This window comes from Azohydromonas caseinilytica (assembly GCF_012927045.1).
Lineage (GTDB): Bacteria > Pseudomonadota > Gammaproteobacteria > Burkholderiales > Burkholderiaceae_C > Azohydromonas > Azohydromonas caseinilytica.
Map to the genome: position 1 here is coordinate 22,593 of NZ_JABBFW010000010.1, position 13,762 is coordinate 36,354.

12 protein-coding genes are annotated in these 13,762 nt (G+C 72.5%); 9 read left to right on the forward strand and 3 right to left on the reverse strand.

What is annotated here, in order from left to right; translation table 11 throughout:
* The 7 genes from HHL10_RS15475 (at position 1) to HHL10_RS15505 (ending at position 8,438) form a co-directional block, all read left to right on the forward strand.
* Positions 1 to 810: a crotonase/enoyl-CoA hydratase family protein gene (locus HHL10_RS15475; protein ID WP_169161420.1), complete on the forward strand. Its 810-nt coding sequence runs from the start codon at positions 1 to 3 to the stop codon at positions 808 to 810.
* Positions 811 to 864: 54 nt separating this feature from the next.
* Entirely contained in the window at positions 865 to 2,718 is a 1,854-nt protein-coding gene (locus HHL10_RS15480; RefSeq protein ID WP_169161291.1) for a feruloyl-CoA synthase, read from the forward strand.
* A gap of 24 nt (positions 2,719 to 2,742) precedes the next feature.
* Positions 2,743 to 3,510 (forward strand): SDR family NAD(P)-dependent oxidoreductase, encoded by a 768-nt coding sequence (locus tag HHL10_RS15485; RefSeq protein WP_169161292.1) that lies wholly within the window; start codon positions 2,743 to 2,745, stop codon positions 3,508 to 3,510.
* A 66-nt stretch (positions 3,511 to 3,576) separates the two neighbouring features.
* Complete coding sequence (locus tag HHL10_RS15490) at positions 3,577 to 4,572, forward strand: Bug family tripartite tricarboxylate transporter substrate binding protein (protein WP_169161293.1); 996 nt, start codon at positions 3,577 to 3,579, stop codon at positions 4,570 to 4,572.
* 4 nt (positions 4,573 to 4,576) lie between these two features.
* Entirely contained in the window at positions 4,577 to 6,283 is a 1,707-nt protein-coding gene (locus tag HHL10_RS15495; RefSeq protein WP_169161294.1) for an acyl-CoA dehydrogenase family protein, read from the forward strand.
* Positions 6,284 to 6,350: 67 nt separating this feature from the next.
* Complete coding sequence (locus tag HHL10_RS15500; protein WP_169161295.1) at positions 6,351 to 7,148, forward strand: helix-turn-helix domain-containing protein; 798 nt, start codon at positions 6,351 to 6,353, stop codon at positions 7,146 to 7,148.
* A gap of 111 nt (positions 7,149 to 7,259) precedes the next feature.
* The gene (locus HHL10_RS15505) at positions 7,260 to 8,438 is read left to right on the forward strand and encodes a diguanylate cyclase domain-containing protein (RefSeq protein WP_169161296.1); all 1,179 of its coding nucleotides are present in this window, start codon (positions 7,260 to 7,262) and stop codon (positions 8,436 to 8,438) included.
* Positions 8,439 to 8,455: 17 nt separating this feature from the next.
* On the opposite strand, the gene HHL10_RS15510 is transcribed toward HHL10_RS15505, so the two are convergent.
* Positions 8,456 to 8,923 (reverse strand): DUF3237 domain-containing protein, encoded by a 468-nt coding sequence (locus HHL10_RS15510; protein ID WP_169161297.1) that lies wholly within the window; start codon positions 8,921 to 8,923, stop codon positions 8,456 to 8,458.
* A 172-nt stretch (positions 8,924 to 9,095) separates the two neighbouring features.
* Between HHL10_RS15510 and HHL10_RS15515 the strand changes: the two genes are divergently transcribed.
* Together HHL10_RS15515 and HHL10_RS15520 are read left to right on the forward strand one after the other, a co-directional pair.
* Complete coding sequence (locus tag HHL10_RS15515) at positions 9,096 to 10,052, forward strand: Bug family tripartite tricarboxylate transporter substrate binding protein (RefSeq protein ID WP_169161298.1); 957 nt, start codon at positions 9,096 to 9,098, stop codon at positions 10,050 to 10,052.
* Between the two features lie 415 nt (positions 10,053 to 10,467).
* Positions 10,468 to 12,138: a tannase/feruloyl esterase family alpha/beta hydrolase gene (locus HHL10_RS15520; RefSeq protein WP_169161299.1), complete on the forward strand. Its 1,671-nt coding sequence runs from the start codon at positions 10,468 to 10,470 to the stop codon at positions 12,136 to 12,138.
* A 3-nt stretch (positions 12,139 to 12,141) separates the two neighbouring features.
* Here the strand turns inward: HHL10_RS15520 and HHL10_RS15525 are convergent, their stop codons facing one another.
* Complete coding sequence (locus HHL10_RS15525; RefSeq protein ID WP_169161300.1) at positions 12,142 to 13,389, reverse strand: NAD(P)/FAD-dependent oxidoreductase; 1,248 nt, start codon at positions 13,387 to 13,389, stop codon at positions 12,142 to 12,144.
* Between the two features lie 2 nt (positions 13,390 to 13,391).
* Entirely contained in the window at positions 13,392 to 13,715 is a 324-nt protein-coding gene (locus HHL10_RS15530; RefSeq protein WP_169161301.1) for a 2Fe-2S iron-sulfur cluster-binding protein, read from the reverse strand.
* Between the last annotated feature and the right edge of the window lie 47 nt (positions 13,716 to 13,762).

The window sequence follows — 13,762 nt, forward strand, 5'->3', positions numbered from 1 at the left end:
ATGCAATCCGACTTCACTCCCGCCGCCGGCCTGCTGGCCAACCTGGACCTGCTGCGCGTCGAAACCGACGGCGCCGTGCTGCACATCCGCCTGATGCGCCCGGCCAAGCGCAACGCCATCAGCGACCCGCTGATCCAGCAGCTGCACACCGCCTTCGTGAACCAGCCCGAGGGCACGCGCGCGGTGGTGATCAGCGGCGAGGGCGAGCATTTCTGCGCCGGGCTGGACCTGTCGGAGCTGGTGGCGCGCGACATCGGCTCGGGCGTGCAGCACTCCCGCATGTGGCATGCCGCCTTCGACGCGGTGCAGTTCGGCCGCGTGCCGGTGGTGGCCGCGCTGCATGGCGCGGTGGTGGGCGGCGGGCTGGAGCTGGCCTCGGCGTGCCACATCCGCGTCGCCGAGGACTCGGCCTACTTCGGCCTGCCCGAGGGGCAGCGCGGCATCTTCGTGGGCGGCGGCGGCTCGGTGCGCATCCCGCGCCTGATCGGCGTGTCGCGCATGACCGACCTGATGCTCACCGGCCGCGTCTACGACGCCGACGAGGGCCAGGCCGCCGGGCTGGTGCAGTACCGCGTGCGCGACGGCGAGGGCCTGAGCAAGGCCATCGAGCTGGCGCGGCGCATCGCCACCAACGCCCCGATGAGCAACTACGCCGTGATGCACGCGCTGCCGCGCATCGCCGACCAGTCGCAGTCCGAAGGGCTGTTCACCGAATCGCTGATGGCCGCCGTGGCCGAGAGCACGCCCGACGCCCAGGAGCGGCTGCGCGCCTTCCTGGAAAAGCGCGCCGGCAAGGTCGTCAAGTCCTGAAGCCGCCGCCAGAAGCAGCACAGGCCGCCCCCACAGGACCCGAGGAGACAGTTCATGAGCATCCTGGCCAAGTACCGCAGCGCCCGCGTGGGCGGCTGCCTGGCCGCCACGATCGAGGAGCGGCCCGGCGGCGAGCTGGTGCTGCGCTCCACCGAGGCGCTGGAGCCCTATCCCGCGCGGCTGACCGACCGGCTGGAGCGCTGGGCCCGCGTCGCGCCGGATCGCACCTTCGTCGCCAAGCGCGACCCGGCCCTGGGCGGCGACTGGCGCCGCATCACCTACGCGCAGATGCTGGACCTGGCGCAGCGCGTGGGCCAGGCCCTGGCGGTGCGCCCGCTGTCGGTGGACCGCCCCATCGCCATCCTGTCGGACAACGACCTGGAGCACTTCATCCTGTCCACCGCGGCGCAGTGGGTGGGCGTGCCCTACGTGCCCATCTCGCCCGCGTACTCGCTGGTGGCCACCGACTACGCCAAGCTGCGCCACATCTTCAGCGTCACGACGCCGGGCCTGGTGTTCGCGTCGGACGCGCGCTACGCCAAGGCCATCGAGGCCGTGGCCGGCCCGGACGTGGAGGTGGTGCTGACCGAGGGCCAGCTGGAGAGCGGCCCGGTGACGCCCTTCGCGGCGCTGACGGCCACCGAGCCCGGCACGCGCGAGGAGGTTGCGCACGCCAAGGTCGGCCCGGACACGATCGTGAAGTTCCTGTTCACCTCGGGTTCGACCAAGGCGCCCAAGGGCGTGGTCAACACCCAGCGCATGATGTGCGCCAACCTGCAGATGGCCACCCAGGCCTATCCGTTCCTGCAGGATGAGCCACCGGTGCTGGTGGACTGGCTGCCCTGGAACCACACCTTCGGCGGCAACCACAACGTCGGCATCACGCTCTACCACGGCGGCACGCTCTACATCGACGACGGCCGCCCCACGCCGGCGGGCATGGCCGAGACGCTGCGCAACCTGCGCGAGATCTCGCCCACGATCTACTTCAACGTGCCGCGCGGCTTCGACGAGATCGCCGCCGCCATGGACAGCGATGAGCAGCTGCGCAAGACGCTGTTCGCCCGCGTGCGCATGTTCAAGTACGCCGGCGCTGTGCTGTCGCAGGCCACCCTCGACAAGCTGCACGCCCATGCCGAGGCCACCATCGGCGAGCGCATTCTGATGATCACGGGTCTGGGCATGACGGAAACCGCCCCGTCCTGCACCTTCGCGCTCAATGCCGAGCTGCAGACCGGCCACGTCGGCCTGCCCTGCCCCGGCGTGGACGTGAAGCTCGTCCCGGTGGCCGACAAGGTGGAGATCCGCTTCCGCGGCCCCAACGTCATGCCCGGTTACTGGCGCAACCCGGAGCAGACGGCCGAGGCCTTCGACGACGAAGGTTTCTACTGCACCGGCGACGCCGTGAAGTTCGTGGACCCCACCGACCCGCAGAAGGGCCTGCTCTTCGACGGGCGCATCGCCGAGGACTTCAAGCTCAACACCGGCACCTTCGTCAGCGTCGGGCCGCTGCGCACCAAGGTGCTGCTGGCGGGCGCGCCCTGCGTGCAGGACGCCGTGGTGACGGGCCTCAACCGCGGCGAGGTCGGGCTGATGGTGTTCCCGCGGCTGGACGAATGCCGCCGGCTGGCGGGCCTGGCGCCGCGCACGCCGGCACCCGAGGTGCTGCACCACCCGGCGGTGCGCGAGTTCTTCCAGCAGCTGGCCGACAAGCTCTGGGCCGAGGGCACCGGCAGCGCCAACCGCGTGGCGCGCCTGCACGTGCTGGCCGAGCCGCCGTCGCTGGACAAGGGCGAGGTCACGGACAAGGGCTCCATCAACCAGCGCGCCGTGCTGGCCAGCCGCGCGGCGCTGGTCGAGGCCATGTACGACGGCACCGACCCCTGGCTGGTCCTGCCGCGGCGCTGAACACGCAAACGAGGAGACACGGACATGAACATCCACGGACAGGTGGCGATCGTCACCGGCGGCGGCTCGGGGCTGGGCGAGGCCACGGCGCGCGAGCTGGCGCGGCTGGGCGCGCAGGTGGCGGTGCTCGACCTCAACGAGGCCGGCGCCAAGCGCGTCGCGGCCGACATCCACGGCTTGGCGCTGCACTGCGACATCACGGACGAGGCCAGCGTCACCCAGGCGCTCGCCGTGACCCATGAAAGCTTCGGGCCGGCACGCATCCTCATGAACGTGGCCGGCATCGGCGGCGCCAAGCGCGTGATCCAGCGCGACGGCTCGCCGGCGCCGCTGGCCGACTTCGAGCGCACGGTGCGCGTGAACCTCATCGGCACCTACAACATGGTGCGCCTCTTCGCCGCGCAGGCCGCGAAGCTGGAGCCGGTGACGGCGTCCGGCGAGCGTGGCGTGATCGTCAACACCGCCAGCGTCGCGGCCTTCGACGGCCAGGTCGGCCAGGAGGCCTATGCCGCCTCCAAGGGCGGCGTCACGGCCATGACGCTGCCGCTGGCGCGCGACCTGGCGCAATGGGGCATCCGCGTCATGACGATCGCGCCGGGGCTGTTCAGCACGCCGCTGCTGCAGGAGCTGCCGGCCGAGGTGCAGCAGTCGCTGGCGGCGTCCATTCCGTTCCCGAAGCAGCTGGGCCAGCCGCAGGAGTTCGCGCAGCTGGCCGCGCACATCGTCGGCAACGGCCACCTCAACGGCGAAGTGATCCGCCTCGACGGCGCGCTGCGCATGGCGCCGCGCTGACGCCCCGCCCATTCCACGCATACCTACAGGTTGCCCAAGCAACCGAAAACCTCTCAGGAGACCTCCATGACGCTCGCTCGCAGACAGTTCCTGGCCGCCACCGGCGGCGCCTTCGCCTTTTCCTCGCTGGCCGGGCTGCCGCGCCTGGCCTCGGCGCAGACGCTGGTGGAGCAGACGCGCGTGCTGTGCGGCTTCCCGGCCGGCGGCACCACGGACGCCGTGTCGCGCCGCGTGGCCGAGAAGCTGCGCGGCAGCTTCGCCAAGATGGCGCTGGTGGAGAACAAGGCCGGCGTGGGCGGGCGCCTGGCGGTGGAGGAGCTCAAGCGCAGCGCGCCCGACGGCAGCACCATGCTGATGACGCCGGCGGCCATGATCACGCTGTATCCGCACATCTACCGCAACATCAACTACGGCATCGACGACGTCACGCCGGTGTGCACCGGTGCCATCGTGCAGTTCGCGCTGGCCGTGGGCCCGGCGGTGCCGGAGTCGGTCAGGACGCTCAAGGACTTCCTGGCCTGGGCCAAGGCCAATCCGTCCAAGGCCAACTACGCCACGCCGGGGGCGGGCTCGCCGAACCACTTCGTGGCGGCGCTGCTGGCCAAGGAAAGCGGCGTGGAGCTCAACCACGTGCCCTACCGCGGCTCGGCCCCGGGCGTGACCGACCTGGTGGGCGGCCAGATCGCATCCATGAGCTCGCCCATCGGCGACCACCTGCCGCACCTCAAGAGCGGCAAGGTGCGCGTGCTCGCCACCTCGGGCCCGCAGCGCTCGCGCTTCCTGCCCGACGTGCCCACCTACGCCGAGCAGGGCTTCAAGACGCTGACGATGCAGGAGTGGTACGGCTTCTTCCTGCCGCCCAGGACGCCGGCGGACATCGTCAACCGCGCCGCCGCGGCCATCAAGGCGGCCGTGTCCACGCAGGAAACGATTGACGCCTTCGCCCAGCTCGGCCTGGAAGCCTCGGCCAACACGCCGGCCGAGCTGCAGAAGATGGTGCGCGAGGAGAACGCGGCCTGGGGGCCCATCGTCAAGCGCATCGGGTTCACGCCGGAAGGTTGAGGCCATGAGCCAGGACGCCCTGCGCGACACCCGCTTCGTCCTGCAGCAGCTGCTGCAGGCCCCCGCCGTGCTGGCCGGCCTGCCGGCCCATGCCGAGGTCGATGCCGCGCTCATCGACCAGGTGGCCGAGGCCGCGCACGAGTTCGCCGACGGGCTCCTCGCGCCGCTCAACGCCTCGGGCGACCGCGAGGGCTGCCACCTGGAAAACGGCAGCGTGCGCGCGCCCACCGGCTTCGCCTGGGCCTGGTCCGAGTTCGTCGAGGGCGGCTGGCCGCTGCTGGCCTGCCACCCGGACGACGGCGGCCAGGGCCTGCCCCAGGTGGTGGAGGCGGTGCTGCACGAGGCCATCAGCGCTGCCAATCCGGGCTGGGGCATGTACTTCGGCATCCTGCACGGCGGCTACGCCTGCCTGCGCGCGCATGGCAGCGAGGAGCTGAAGGCCCGCTACCTGGGCGACCTGGCCAGCGGCAAGTCGCTGGTCACCATGGCGCTCACGGAGCCGCAGGCCGGCAGCGACCTGGGCCTGTGCCGCACCCGCGCCACGCCGCGCGGGGACGGCAGCGTGGTGGTGGAGGGCACCAAGATCTTCATCTCCGGCGGCGACCACGACCTCACCCACCAGATCGTGCACCTGGTGCTGGCGCGGCTGCCCGACGCGCCGGCGGGCTCGCGCGGCTTGAGCCTGTTCCTGGTGCCCAAGTGGCTGCCCGACGGCACGCGCAACGCCGTGGTGGTGGAGCGGCTGGAGGAAAAGATGGGCCTGCACGCCAGCCCGACCTGCGTGCTGCGCTTCGACGGCGCCACCGGCTGGCTGGTGGGCGAGCCCGGGCGCGGCCTCAACGCCATGTTCGTGATGATGAATGCCGCGCGCATCAACGTCGGGCTGCAGGGCGTGGGCGCCGCCGGCGCCGCGCTGGCGCAGGCCGAGGACTACGCCACGCAGCGCGCGCAGGGCGGCGTCCCGATCCTGCGCCACGCCCCGGTGCAGCGGCTGCTGGCGCAGGCCCGCGCCTGGACCGAGGGCGGCCGCATGCTGGCGCTGTGGACCGCGCTGCGGCTGGACCAGGCGCATGCGCACCCGGACGCGGCCGAGCGCGAGCGCGCGCTGCGCGAGGCCTCGCTGCTCACGCCCATCGTCAAGGCGCTGCTCACCGACCAGGGTTTCAAAGCCGTCAGCGATTGCCTGCAGGTGTTCGGCGGACACGGCTACGTCAGCGAATGGGGCATCGAGCAGCGGCTGCGCGACCTGCGCGTGTCGCTGCTCTATGAAGGCACCAACGAGATCCAGGCGCTGGACCTGTGGCAGCGCCGGCTGCTGCCCGACCATGCCCAGGCCTTCGCCCAGTTGACGACGCGACTGCTGCAGGACGTGGCTTCGCCGTGGGCCGCCGCCGCGACGCAGGCCGCCGAGCGGCTGCTGACCGCCCTGCGCAACGTGATGGACGCCGATGTCCCCGCCGGCCTGGCGGCGCCCAGCGCGCTGCGCGGCTGCGGCCTGGTGCTGTTGGCCGCGCTGTGGGCCCGCGCCGACGCCGCGGCGGTTGGGGCGGCCGACGACGCCTTCCACCGCCGCAAGCGCGCCACGGCGGTGCTGTTCTTCACGCAACTGCTGCCGGAGCTGGAGACGCTGCTGGCGCAGCTCGACGCCCTGCGCGCTGATCCGCGCGCGGCGGCGGCCACGCTGGCGCTGGCGGCGGGCGTGACGGAGTAGCCTTCCCCGCTTTGAGCCCGGCGCGCGCGAGCCACCCGGCCGGGCCGATGCAGCAAGGAGATCCGCGATGCAGGCCTGGACCCTGGACACTCCGCGCCCCGACCCCGCGCAGTCGGCCCTGGGCACGGTGATCGGCGCCGTCGCCCGCCCCCACTTCGCCGCCGCCGCGCTGGCGGGGCTGCAGGAGGCGGTGGGCGCCGCCTCCTGGGCGGTGTACCGGCTGCGCCCGGACCGCGCGCCCACCCTGCACCTCTCGGCCAGCCGCGGCGTGCCCGACACCACCGGCGACTGCTTCGCCACCTACCGCGACGCCGGCCTGTACCGGCGCGACCGCAGCTTCGATGCCGTGCGCACCCAGGGCCGCGACCGTGCCGTGATGCTGCGCATGCACGCCGACGAGGCGCCCAGCGCCGACCACCGCCAGGCCATCTACCTGCGCCATGGCATGGTGGAGCGGCTGTCGGTGGCGCGGCTCGACACCGACGGCTCGCTGCTGGCCGTCAACCTCTACCGCCATGCGCCGCAGGGCGGCTTCGAGGCGGTGCAGCTGGAGCACTTCGGCCGGATGGCGCCGGCGCTGCTGGCCGCCGTGGCGCGCCATGCCGAGTGGCAGGACGAGCACGCTGCGGCACCGGCCGCAGCGGAAACACCGCGCCAGGCGCTGCGCCGGCGCTGCGCGGCGCTCACCGGGCGCGAGCTCGACGTGCTGGAGCGGCTGCTGCGCGGCATGACCTACGACGGCATCGCCGCCGACCTGGGCTTGAGCCTGGCCACGGTGAAAACCTACCGCGCCCGCGCCTTCGAGCGGCTGGAGCTGCGCTTCAAGAGCGAGCTGTTCGCGGCCTTTCTGCCCCGGAGCGCGTGACTCTTTCACGAATCGGGGCATCAATGCGGCGGGCGCCCGGTCGATAACCGTAGGGAGTTCATCGATTTCCAGGCGACCGGCGGCTGTTGGCTGCAAGTAGGCCCTTGCTCCATGCTGCACCGCATCACGCGCCTCCTGCGCCTGACCCAGTTCCTCGCCCTGCTGCTCGTGATCGGCCTGGGGACCGCGGGCTATGCCGCGCTGTCGGATTTCGAGCGTGACAGCCGGGAGGTGGAGCGCACGCACGCGGTCCTGGAGCAGATCGGGCAGATCCGCCACGAGGCCCTGCGCTCGGCGGTGTGGCTGCGCAACTTCATGGTGGTGCCGGACAAGGACCTGCTGCAGCGGGTGCGCTCCCGTGCGAACGAAGCGAGGCAGGCCGCCGACCGCCTCCTGGCGCTGGCCGACCACGACCCGGCGCAGAGCCGGCGACTGCAACCGCTGCGCGCCAAGCTGCTGGAGGTGCTGGACCAGTACCGCGGCGCGGCCAACATCGGCGAGCGCCAGGGAGCCGCCGCGCTGCAGTCCTACCTGGCCGCCCGCATGGAGCACGGCCCGGTCGCCGAGCTGCGCGAGCTGCTGGACCAGGCGCAGCAGGCCGAGCGCGAACTGCTGCAGTCCCACACCCGGCACAAGGACGAGCGCTTCGGGCTGATCCGGCGCCTGCTTGCCGGCGGCGGCGTGGCGCTGGCCGCCTGCCTGCTCGGCGCCCTCGCGCTCTCCGGGCGCCTGCGCCACACGGGCCCCGACGCGGTGGCGCAGCCCGGCGCCGATGCGCTGCACGACCCGCTCACCGGGCTGCTCAACCGCCGCGGGCTGGAGCAGCAGCTGGCCGGGCTGGCGCGCGAGCCCCGGGGCCACGGCCATTCCATCGCCGTGCTGGCCTTCGACCTGGACGATTTCAAGGCCATCAACGAGCGCTTCAGCCGCACGGCCGGCGACCAGGTGCTGCAGGAGGTGGCCTGCCGGCTGCAGCAGCGCTGCCGGGGCGGCGACGTGATCGCGCGGGTGGACGGCGACGGCTTCGTGGTGGTGCTGCGCTCCATTGCCTCGCGGCTGGACGCCGAGACCGTGGCCAAGCGCATCCGTGCGCAGCTGATGGCGCCAATCCCGCTGGGTACCGCGGTGCTGCGCATCGGCGCCTCCATCGGCATCGCCCTGCTGCACGAGGACGGCACCGACATGGACGCCCTGCTGCGCGCGGCCGATGGCCGGATGTGCGAGGTGAAGAAGGCCGGCAAGCAGCAGGTGCGCTCCAGCACGCAGATCCTGGAGCCGGTGGGGTTCTAAGCCGGCCGGCCCGGCGCTCACCCCAACCGGTACACGTCCAGCACCACGCGCCGCGCCTCGCGCCGGCCCACGGCGATGGCCATCACCTTGTTGAGGTGCGCCCAGGCCGGCGCGCCGGTGGTGAAGCGCATGAGGGTGCGAAAGAAGTATTCGTGCGGCGCCACCGCCTCCCCGCGCGCCAGGCGCGCCATCACCTCGGCCGGCCCGTGGCGCAGGCCGTTGCTCTGCACCTCCACCAGGCTGCCGTCGTCCAGGCGCAGCACGTAGTGCGCGGCGATCTCCAGCACGCCGTCGGCACGCAGCAGTTGCCAGTCCACGCCGCCGGGCACCAGCGTGCCGGTGAGCTCGCCCTCCACCGTGCCGCCGCCCAGCGGCACGTAGCGGCGCTCGCCGGCGGGCGCGGCGCCCAGCGACACCAGCGCATCGACCTCGCAGGTGATGCGGCACAGGGAAGCCAGCTCGGGCGGGGGCGGCAGTGCGGACATGGCGGTGCTTTCAGTGAAATGACTCGGCCATCTTCAGGCGCCCGGGCGGCGCACGCGGTCCACCCAGAGGACGACAGGGTGAGTCATGAGCAACCCTGTCGCACTCTGGGATGACAGACCCGGCGCCGGACGCGGCCCACACTGGACCGCATCACACAAGGAGACCCCCGCCATGCGCCGCCGCCACCTCCTGCTGGGCCTGAGCGCCCTGGCCCTGCCGCCGCTGGGCGCCCTCGCGCAGAGCCCGTTGAAACTCGTCGTCGGCTTCCCGCCCGGCACCGGCCCGGACGTGCTGGCGCGCACGCTGGGCCAGAAGCTGGGCGAGCTGATGAAGCAGAACCTGGTGATCGACAACCGCGCCGGCGCCGGTGGCCAGATCGCCACCCAGGCCGTGGCCAAGAGCGCGCCCGACGGCACGACGGTGCTGCTGGGCGAGGTGGGCTCCATCGCCATCGCGCCCGCGGCCTACAGCAAGCTGCCCTACGACCCGGCCCGCGAGCTCATTCCCGTGGCGGAGGTGGTGCGCTCGGATTTCATCCTGGTGGTGCCGGCGAGCTCGCCCGTCAAGGACCTCAAGGGCTTCATCGACGCCGCCAGGGCGCACCGCGACCGCCTCAACTTCGCCACCTTCGGCGCGGGCACGCCGGGGCACTTCGGTGCCGAGGTGCTGGCGGAGCAGGCCGGCTTCAGGATCGAGCCGGTGCACTACCGCGCCACGGGCGACGCCATCACTGCGCTGGTGTCGGGCGACGTGCAGGCCGCCTTCGTCTCCACCGCGCTGGCGGTGCCGCAGGTCAAGGGCGGCAAGCTGCGCGCGCTGGCGACCACCGCCGCCGCGCGCTCGTCGCTGCTGCCCGAGGTGCCCACCTTCGCCGAGGCCGGATGGCCCAAGGTGGACTTCTCGGCCTGGTTCGCGCTGTTCGTGCCCGCGGGCACGCCGGCGGCGGCCATCGAGCAGCTCGGCCGCCAGGCGGTGGCGGCGGTGCAGGCGCCGGACGTGAAGCAGAAGCTGCAGGAGGCCGGCTTCACCGTCACGGGCGTGCCGCGCGCCGAGACCGAGCGCATGGTCAAGGCCGAGGCCCAGCGCTGGGCCGGCATCGTCAAGGCCAGCGGGTTCAAGGCGGATTGATACGGACAAGCTGGCAAGGGAGAACTGCCAGTGCTCTCGGAAAAGCGTTGTCTGAGGTGGCCCGAAGGCTGAGAAGCCGCGCCCTCTACTTCGTCATTCCCGCGCAGGCGGGAACCCAGGTGGTCCCCAAGTCAGCCGGAAGCTGTTCAAGCGGCGCACCAGGAACCTGGATGTCGCGATGCCTGCGCCAGCGCTCACGCCCTGCCGTGGGACCGCCTGGGTCCCTGCCTGCGCGGGGATGACGAAGTAGGGAGCGGGCCGGATCAGCTCACGGCCAACGTCCGACAACTGCCCTCTGGCCGCACTCGTTGCCGGCTCCCATCAAAACCTTTTCCACGGCCCGCGCCATCGCGCGCGGAGCGCCGAAGTCCGGTCGTGCCCTGCGCGGACCGACATAAAACCTCCGGAGACACCCATGCACGGAAAAACCCTCATCGCCCTCGCCTGCACCGCCCTGCTGTCCGCCTGCGGCGGCGGTGACGGCGGCAGCACCGGCAACCCTGCCACCCCCTCCAACGGCACCCCCAATCCGCCCGCGGCCACCGAAACCCCGCTGGCGCTGGACTGCGCCCGCATCGCCCAGTTGGCGCTGCCCGGCACCACGCTCAGCACCGCCAGCGTGCCGGCAGGCACGGTGCTCAGCGGCAACACGCTGCCCGAGCACTGCGTGGTCACGGGGCAGATGAACCCGCGCACCGGCGCCGACGGCAAGCCCTACCACATCGGCTTCGAGCTGCGCCTGCCCAAGAGCTGGAACGGCCGCTTCATGTTCCAGGGCGGCGGCGGCAACGACGGCACGGTGCGCCCCGCGCTGGGTGCGCTGGCAGGCAATGCCGGCTCGCTCCCGGGGCTGCAGACCGGCGCGCTGGCCCAGGGCTTCGCCGTGGTCAGCACCGACGCGGGCCACCAGGGCACGGACGCCAGCTTCGGCCTGGACCCGCAGGCGCGCATCGACCACGCCTACAACAGCTACGACCAGGTCACGCTGGCGGCCAAGGACCTGATCGCCCGCGCCTACGGCCGCGCGCCCGATCACTCCTACTTCGTCGGCTGCTCCGGCGGCGGGCGCCAGGCGCTGCTGTTCCCGCAGCGCTTCCCGAACCACTTCGACGGCGTGGCGGCCAACGCGCCGGCCATCAAGGTCGCCAAGGAGGCGACGCTGGCCTCGGTGTGGAGCAGCATCGGCTACCGGGCCATCGCGCCCGGCGGCGTGCTGGCGCAGGCGCTGTCGGACAGTGACCTGAAGCTCGTCGCCAACGCCGTGCTGCAGCGCTGCGACGGCCTGGACGGCGCGGTGGACGGCATCGTCGCCGCCAACCCCGGGGCCTGCAATTTCGACCCGGCCGTGCTTCAGTGCAGCGGCGCCAAGACCGACAGCTGCCTCACGGCCGGGCAGGTCGGCGCCCTGAAACGCGACTTTGGCGGCCCGCGCAACTCGGCCGGCCACCCGCTGTACGCCAGCTGGCCCTGGGACCCGGGCATCGCCGGCGCTGACTGGCGCAACTGGCGCCTGGGCACGTCCGCCACCGCGGAGCCCAACTCGCGCAACGTCACGCTCATCGCCGCCGACGCCATGCGCAAGGAGTTCTTCACGCCCGCCGCCCCGGACTTCGACTTCTGGAGCTTCAACTTCGACACCGACCCGGCACGACTGGATGCCTACGCGGCGATCTACAACACCGCCTCCACCGACGTGGGCGCCTTCAAGCAGCGCGGCGGCAAGATGCTGATCGTGCACGGCACGGCCGACCCGATCTTCTCGGCCAGCGACTCCATCGACTACGTCGAGCGCCTGGCCGCGGCCCACGGCGGCGCGGCGCAGGCGCAGCAGTTCGCGCGGCTGTTCCTGGTGCCGGGCATGAACCACTGTTCGAATTCCGGCGGCCCGGCCACCGACCTCTACGACGCGCTCACGCCGCTGGTGGAGTGGGTGGAAAAGGGCCAGGCACCCGAGCGCATCGTCGCCAAGGCCGCCGCCACCGCGCCCTGGCCCGGCCGCACCCGGCCGCTGTGCCCCTATCCGAAGATCGCCCAGTACAACGGCTCGGGCAGCGTGGAGGACGCGGCGAGCTTCAGCTGCGAGTGAGGGTCAACGCGCCAGCAGCCCGGTCAGGTCGAAGCCCGCATCCGCCGCCTGCTCCGGCGCTGGCGACACGCCGGCGTCGAGCAGCTTGCGCGCCAGCAGGTGCATCTTGGCGTCGTTGACCGAATCGACCGCGATCAGCCGCCCGGCGCGGTAGTGGAAAACGGAGAAGGCCGCGCCGCCCAGCTCGCCGCGCAGCGCCCAGGCCTCGGCGCCGCTGGACAGGCCGGCCATCTGCAGCTTGCGCTCGTACTGGTCGGACCAGAACCAGGGCGTGGCCGTAAAGGGCCGCTCCTGGCCCAGCAGCGCCGCGGCAGCCGATTTACTTTGCTCCGTGGCGTTGTGCACCGACTCCAGCCGCAGCAGGCTGCCGTCGGCCAGGCGCCGCGCGGTGCAGTCGCCGGCAGCGACAATGCGCGGGTCCGCCGTGCGCGCGCAGGCGTCCACCACGATGCCCTGCTCGCACGCCAGCCCGGCCGCGCGCGCCAGCGCGTCGTTGGCACTCACGCCCACACCCAGCACGACCAAGCCGCAGGGCAGGCGCCGGCCATCGGTGAGCCGCACGGCCACAGCCTCACCGCCCTCGGTCTCGATGCACTCGATGCGCGCCTGCAGCTCCAGCTCGACGCCCTTGCCGCGGTGCAGCTCGGCGAACCAGTCCGACAGCATCGGTGCCAGCACGCGGCCCAGCAGCCGGGGCGCTGCTTCCAGCACCGTGACCTGTAAACCCTTCTTGCGCGCCGTGGCCGCGACTTCCAGGCCGATGAAGCCGCCGCCGATCACCACCACCGGCCACTGCGCCTCGGCACAGCGCGCCAGGGCCACAGCGATGCGGCTGGCGTCGTCGCGCGAGCGCAAGGGCAGCACGTTGGGTGCATCCGCGCCCGGCAGCGCCAGCGTGCGCGGTGCCGCGCCCGTGGCCAGCACCAGTCCGGCGTAGGGCAGCACGCTGCCGTCCTCCAGCCGCACCTGCCGCGCGGCGCGGTCGATGGCCAGCGCGCGCGTGCCGGTGCGCAATGTGATGCCCTTCTTCGCCAGCATCTCGGGCGCGCGCAGCATGAGCTGCGCCTCGCCGATCTCGCCGGCCAGCCAGGCCTTGGACAGCGGCGGGCGGTGGTAGGGCGCGTGCGGCTCCTCGCCCAGCAGCGTGATCGGGCCGGCGTGACCGCCGGCACGCAGCGCCTCGGCCGTGAGCGTGCCGGCCTGGCCGGCGCCGATGATGACGACGGGCTCGTCGGCAGCCACCACGCTCATGCTCACTCCTGGCATTCCGGCAGCGTGACGGTGCCACCGTCCAGCGCGGCGCCGGCCTTGATCTGGCAGGCCAGGCGGCTGTTGGGCCGGCGCTCGGCGGCGACGTTGTCAAGCATGGCGAGCTCGTTGTCCTGCGCCGGCGGCAGCAGCGCCATCAGCCGGTCATCGACGTAGCAGTGGCAGGTGGCGCAGGCGCAGGAGCCGCCGCACTCGCCCAGCATGCCGTCCACGCCGTTGGCGGTAGCGGCCTGCATCAGGCTCCAGCCCTCGGGCACGTCCAGCGGGACTTGGTTGCCGGAGGGTTCGACGAAGGTGATGTGGGGCATGGGGGTCTCTCTGTGGTGACTTGCAATGGAAAAGAGCCGCGGCGGTC

Bases quoted from the DNA above. Each gene is read 5' to 3' on its own strand.
- HHL10_RS15530 (WP_169161301.1), bottom strand. From the start codon at position 13,715: ATGCCCCACATCACCTTCGTCGAACCCTCCGGCAACCAAGTCCCGCTG.
- HHL10_RS15475 (WP_169161420.1), top strand. From the start codon at position 1: ATGCAATCCGACTTCACTCCCGCCGCCGGCCTGCTGGCCAACCTGGAC.
- HHL10_RS15520 (WP_169161299.1), top strand. From the start codon at position 10,468: ATGCACGGAAAAACCCTCATCGCCCTCGCCTGCACCGCCCTGCTGTCC.
- HHL10_RS15485 (WP_169161292.1), top strand. From the start codon at position 2,743: ATGAACATCCACGGACAGGTGGCGATCGTCACCGGCGGCGGCTCGGGG.
- HHL10_RS15515 (WP_169161298.1), top strand. From the start codon at position 9,096: ATGCGCCGCCGCCACCTCCTGCTGGGCCTGAGCGCCCTGGCCCTGCCG.
- HHL10_RS15525 (WP_169161300.1), bottom strand. From the start codon at position 13,389: ATGAGCGTGGTGGCTGCCGACGAGCCCGTCGTCATCATCGGCGCCGGC.
- HHL10_RS15490 (WP_169161293.1), top strand. From the start codon at position 3,577: ATGACGCTCGCTCGCAGACAGTTCCTGGCCGCCACCGGCGGCGCCTTC.
- HHL10_RS15505 (WP_169161296.1), top strand. From the start codon at position 7,260: ATGCTGCACCGCATCACGCGCCTCCTGCGCCTGACCCAGTTCCTCGCC.
- HHL10_RS15495 (WP_169161294.1), top strand. From the start codon at position 4,577: ATGAGCCAGGACGCCCTGCGCGACACCCGCTTCGTCCTGCAGCAGCTG.
- HHL10_RS15480 (WP_169161291.1), top strand. From the start codon at position 865: ATGAGCATCCTGGCCAAGTACCGCAGCGCCCGCGTGGGCGGCTGCCTG.
- HHL10_RS15500 (WP_169161295.1), top strand. From the start codon at position 6,351: ATGCAGGCCTGGACCCTGGACACTCCGCGCCCCGACCCCGCGCAGTCG.
- HHL10_RS15510 (WP_169161297.1), bottom strand. From the start codon at position 8,923: ATGTCCGCACTGCCGCCCCCGCCCGAGCTGGCTTCCCTGTGCCGCATC.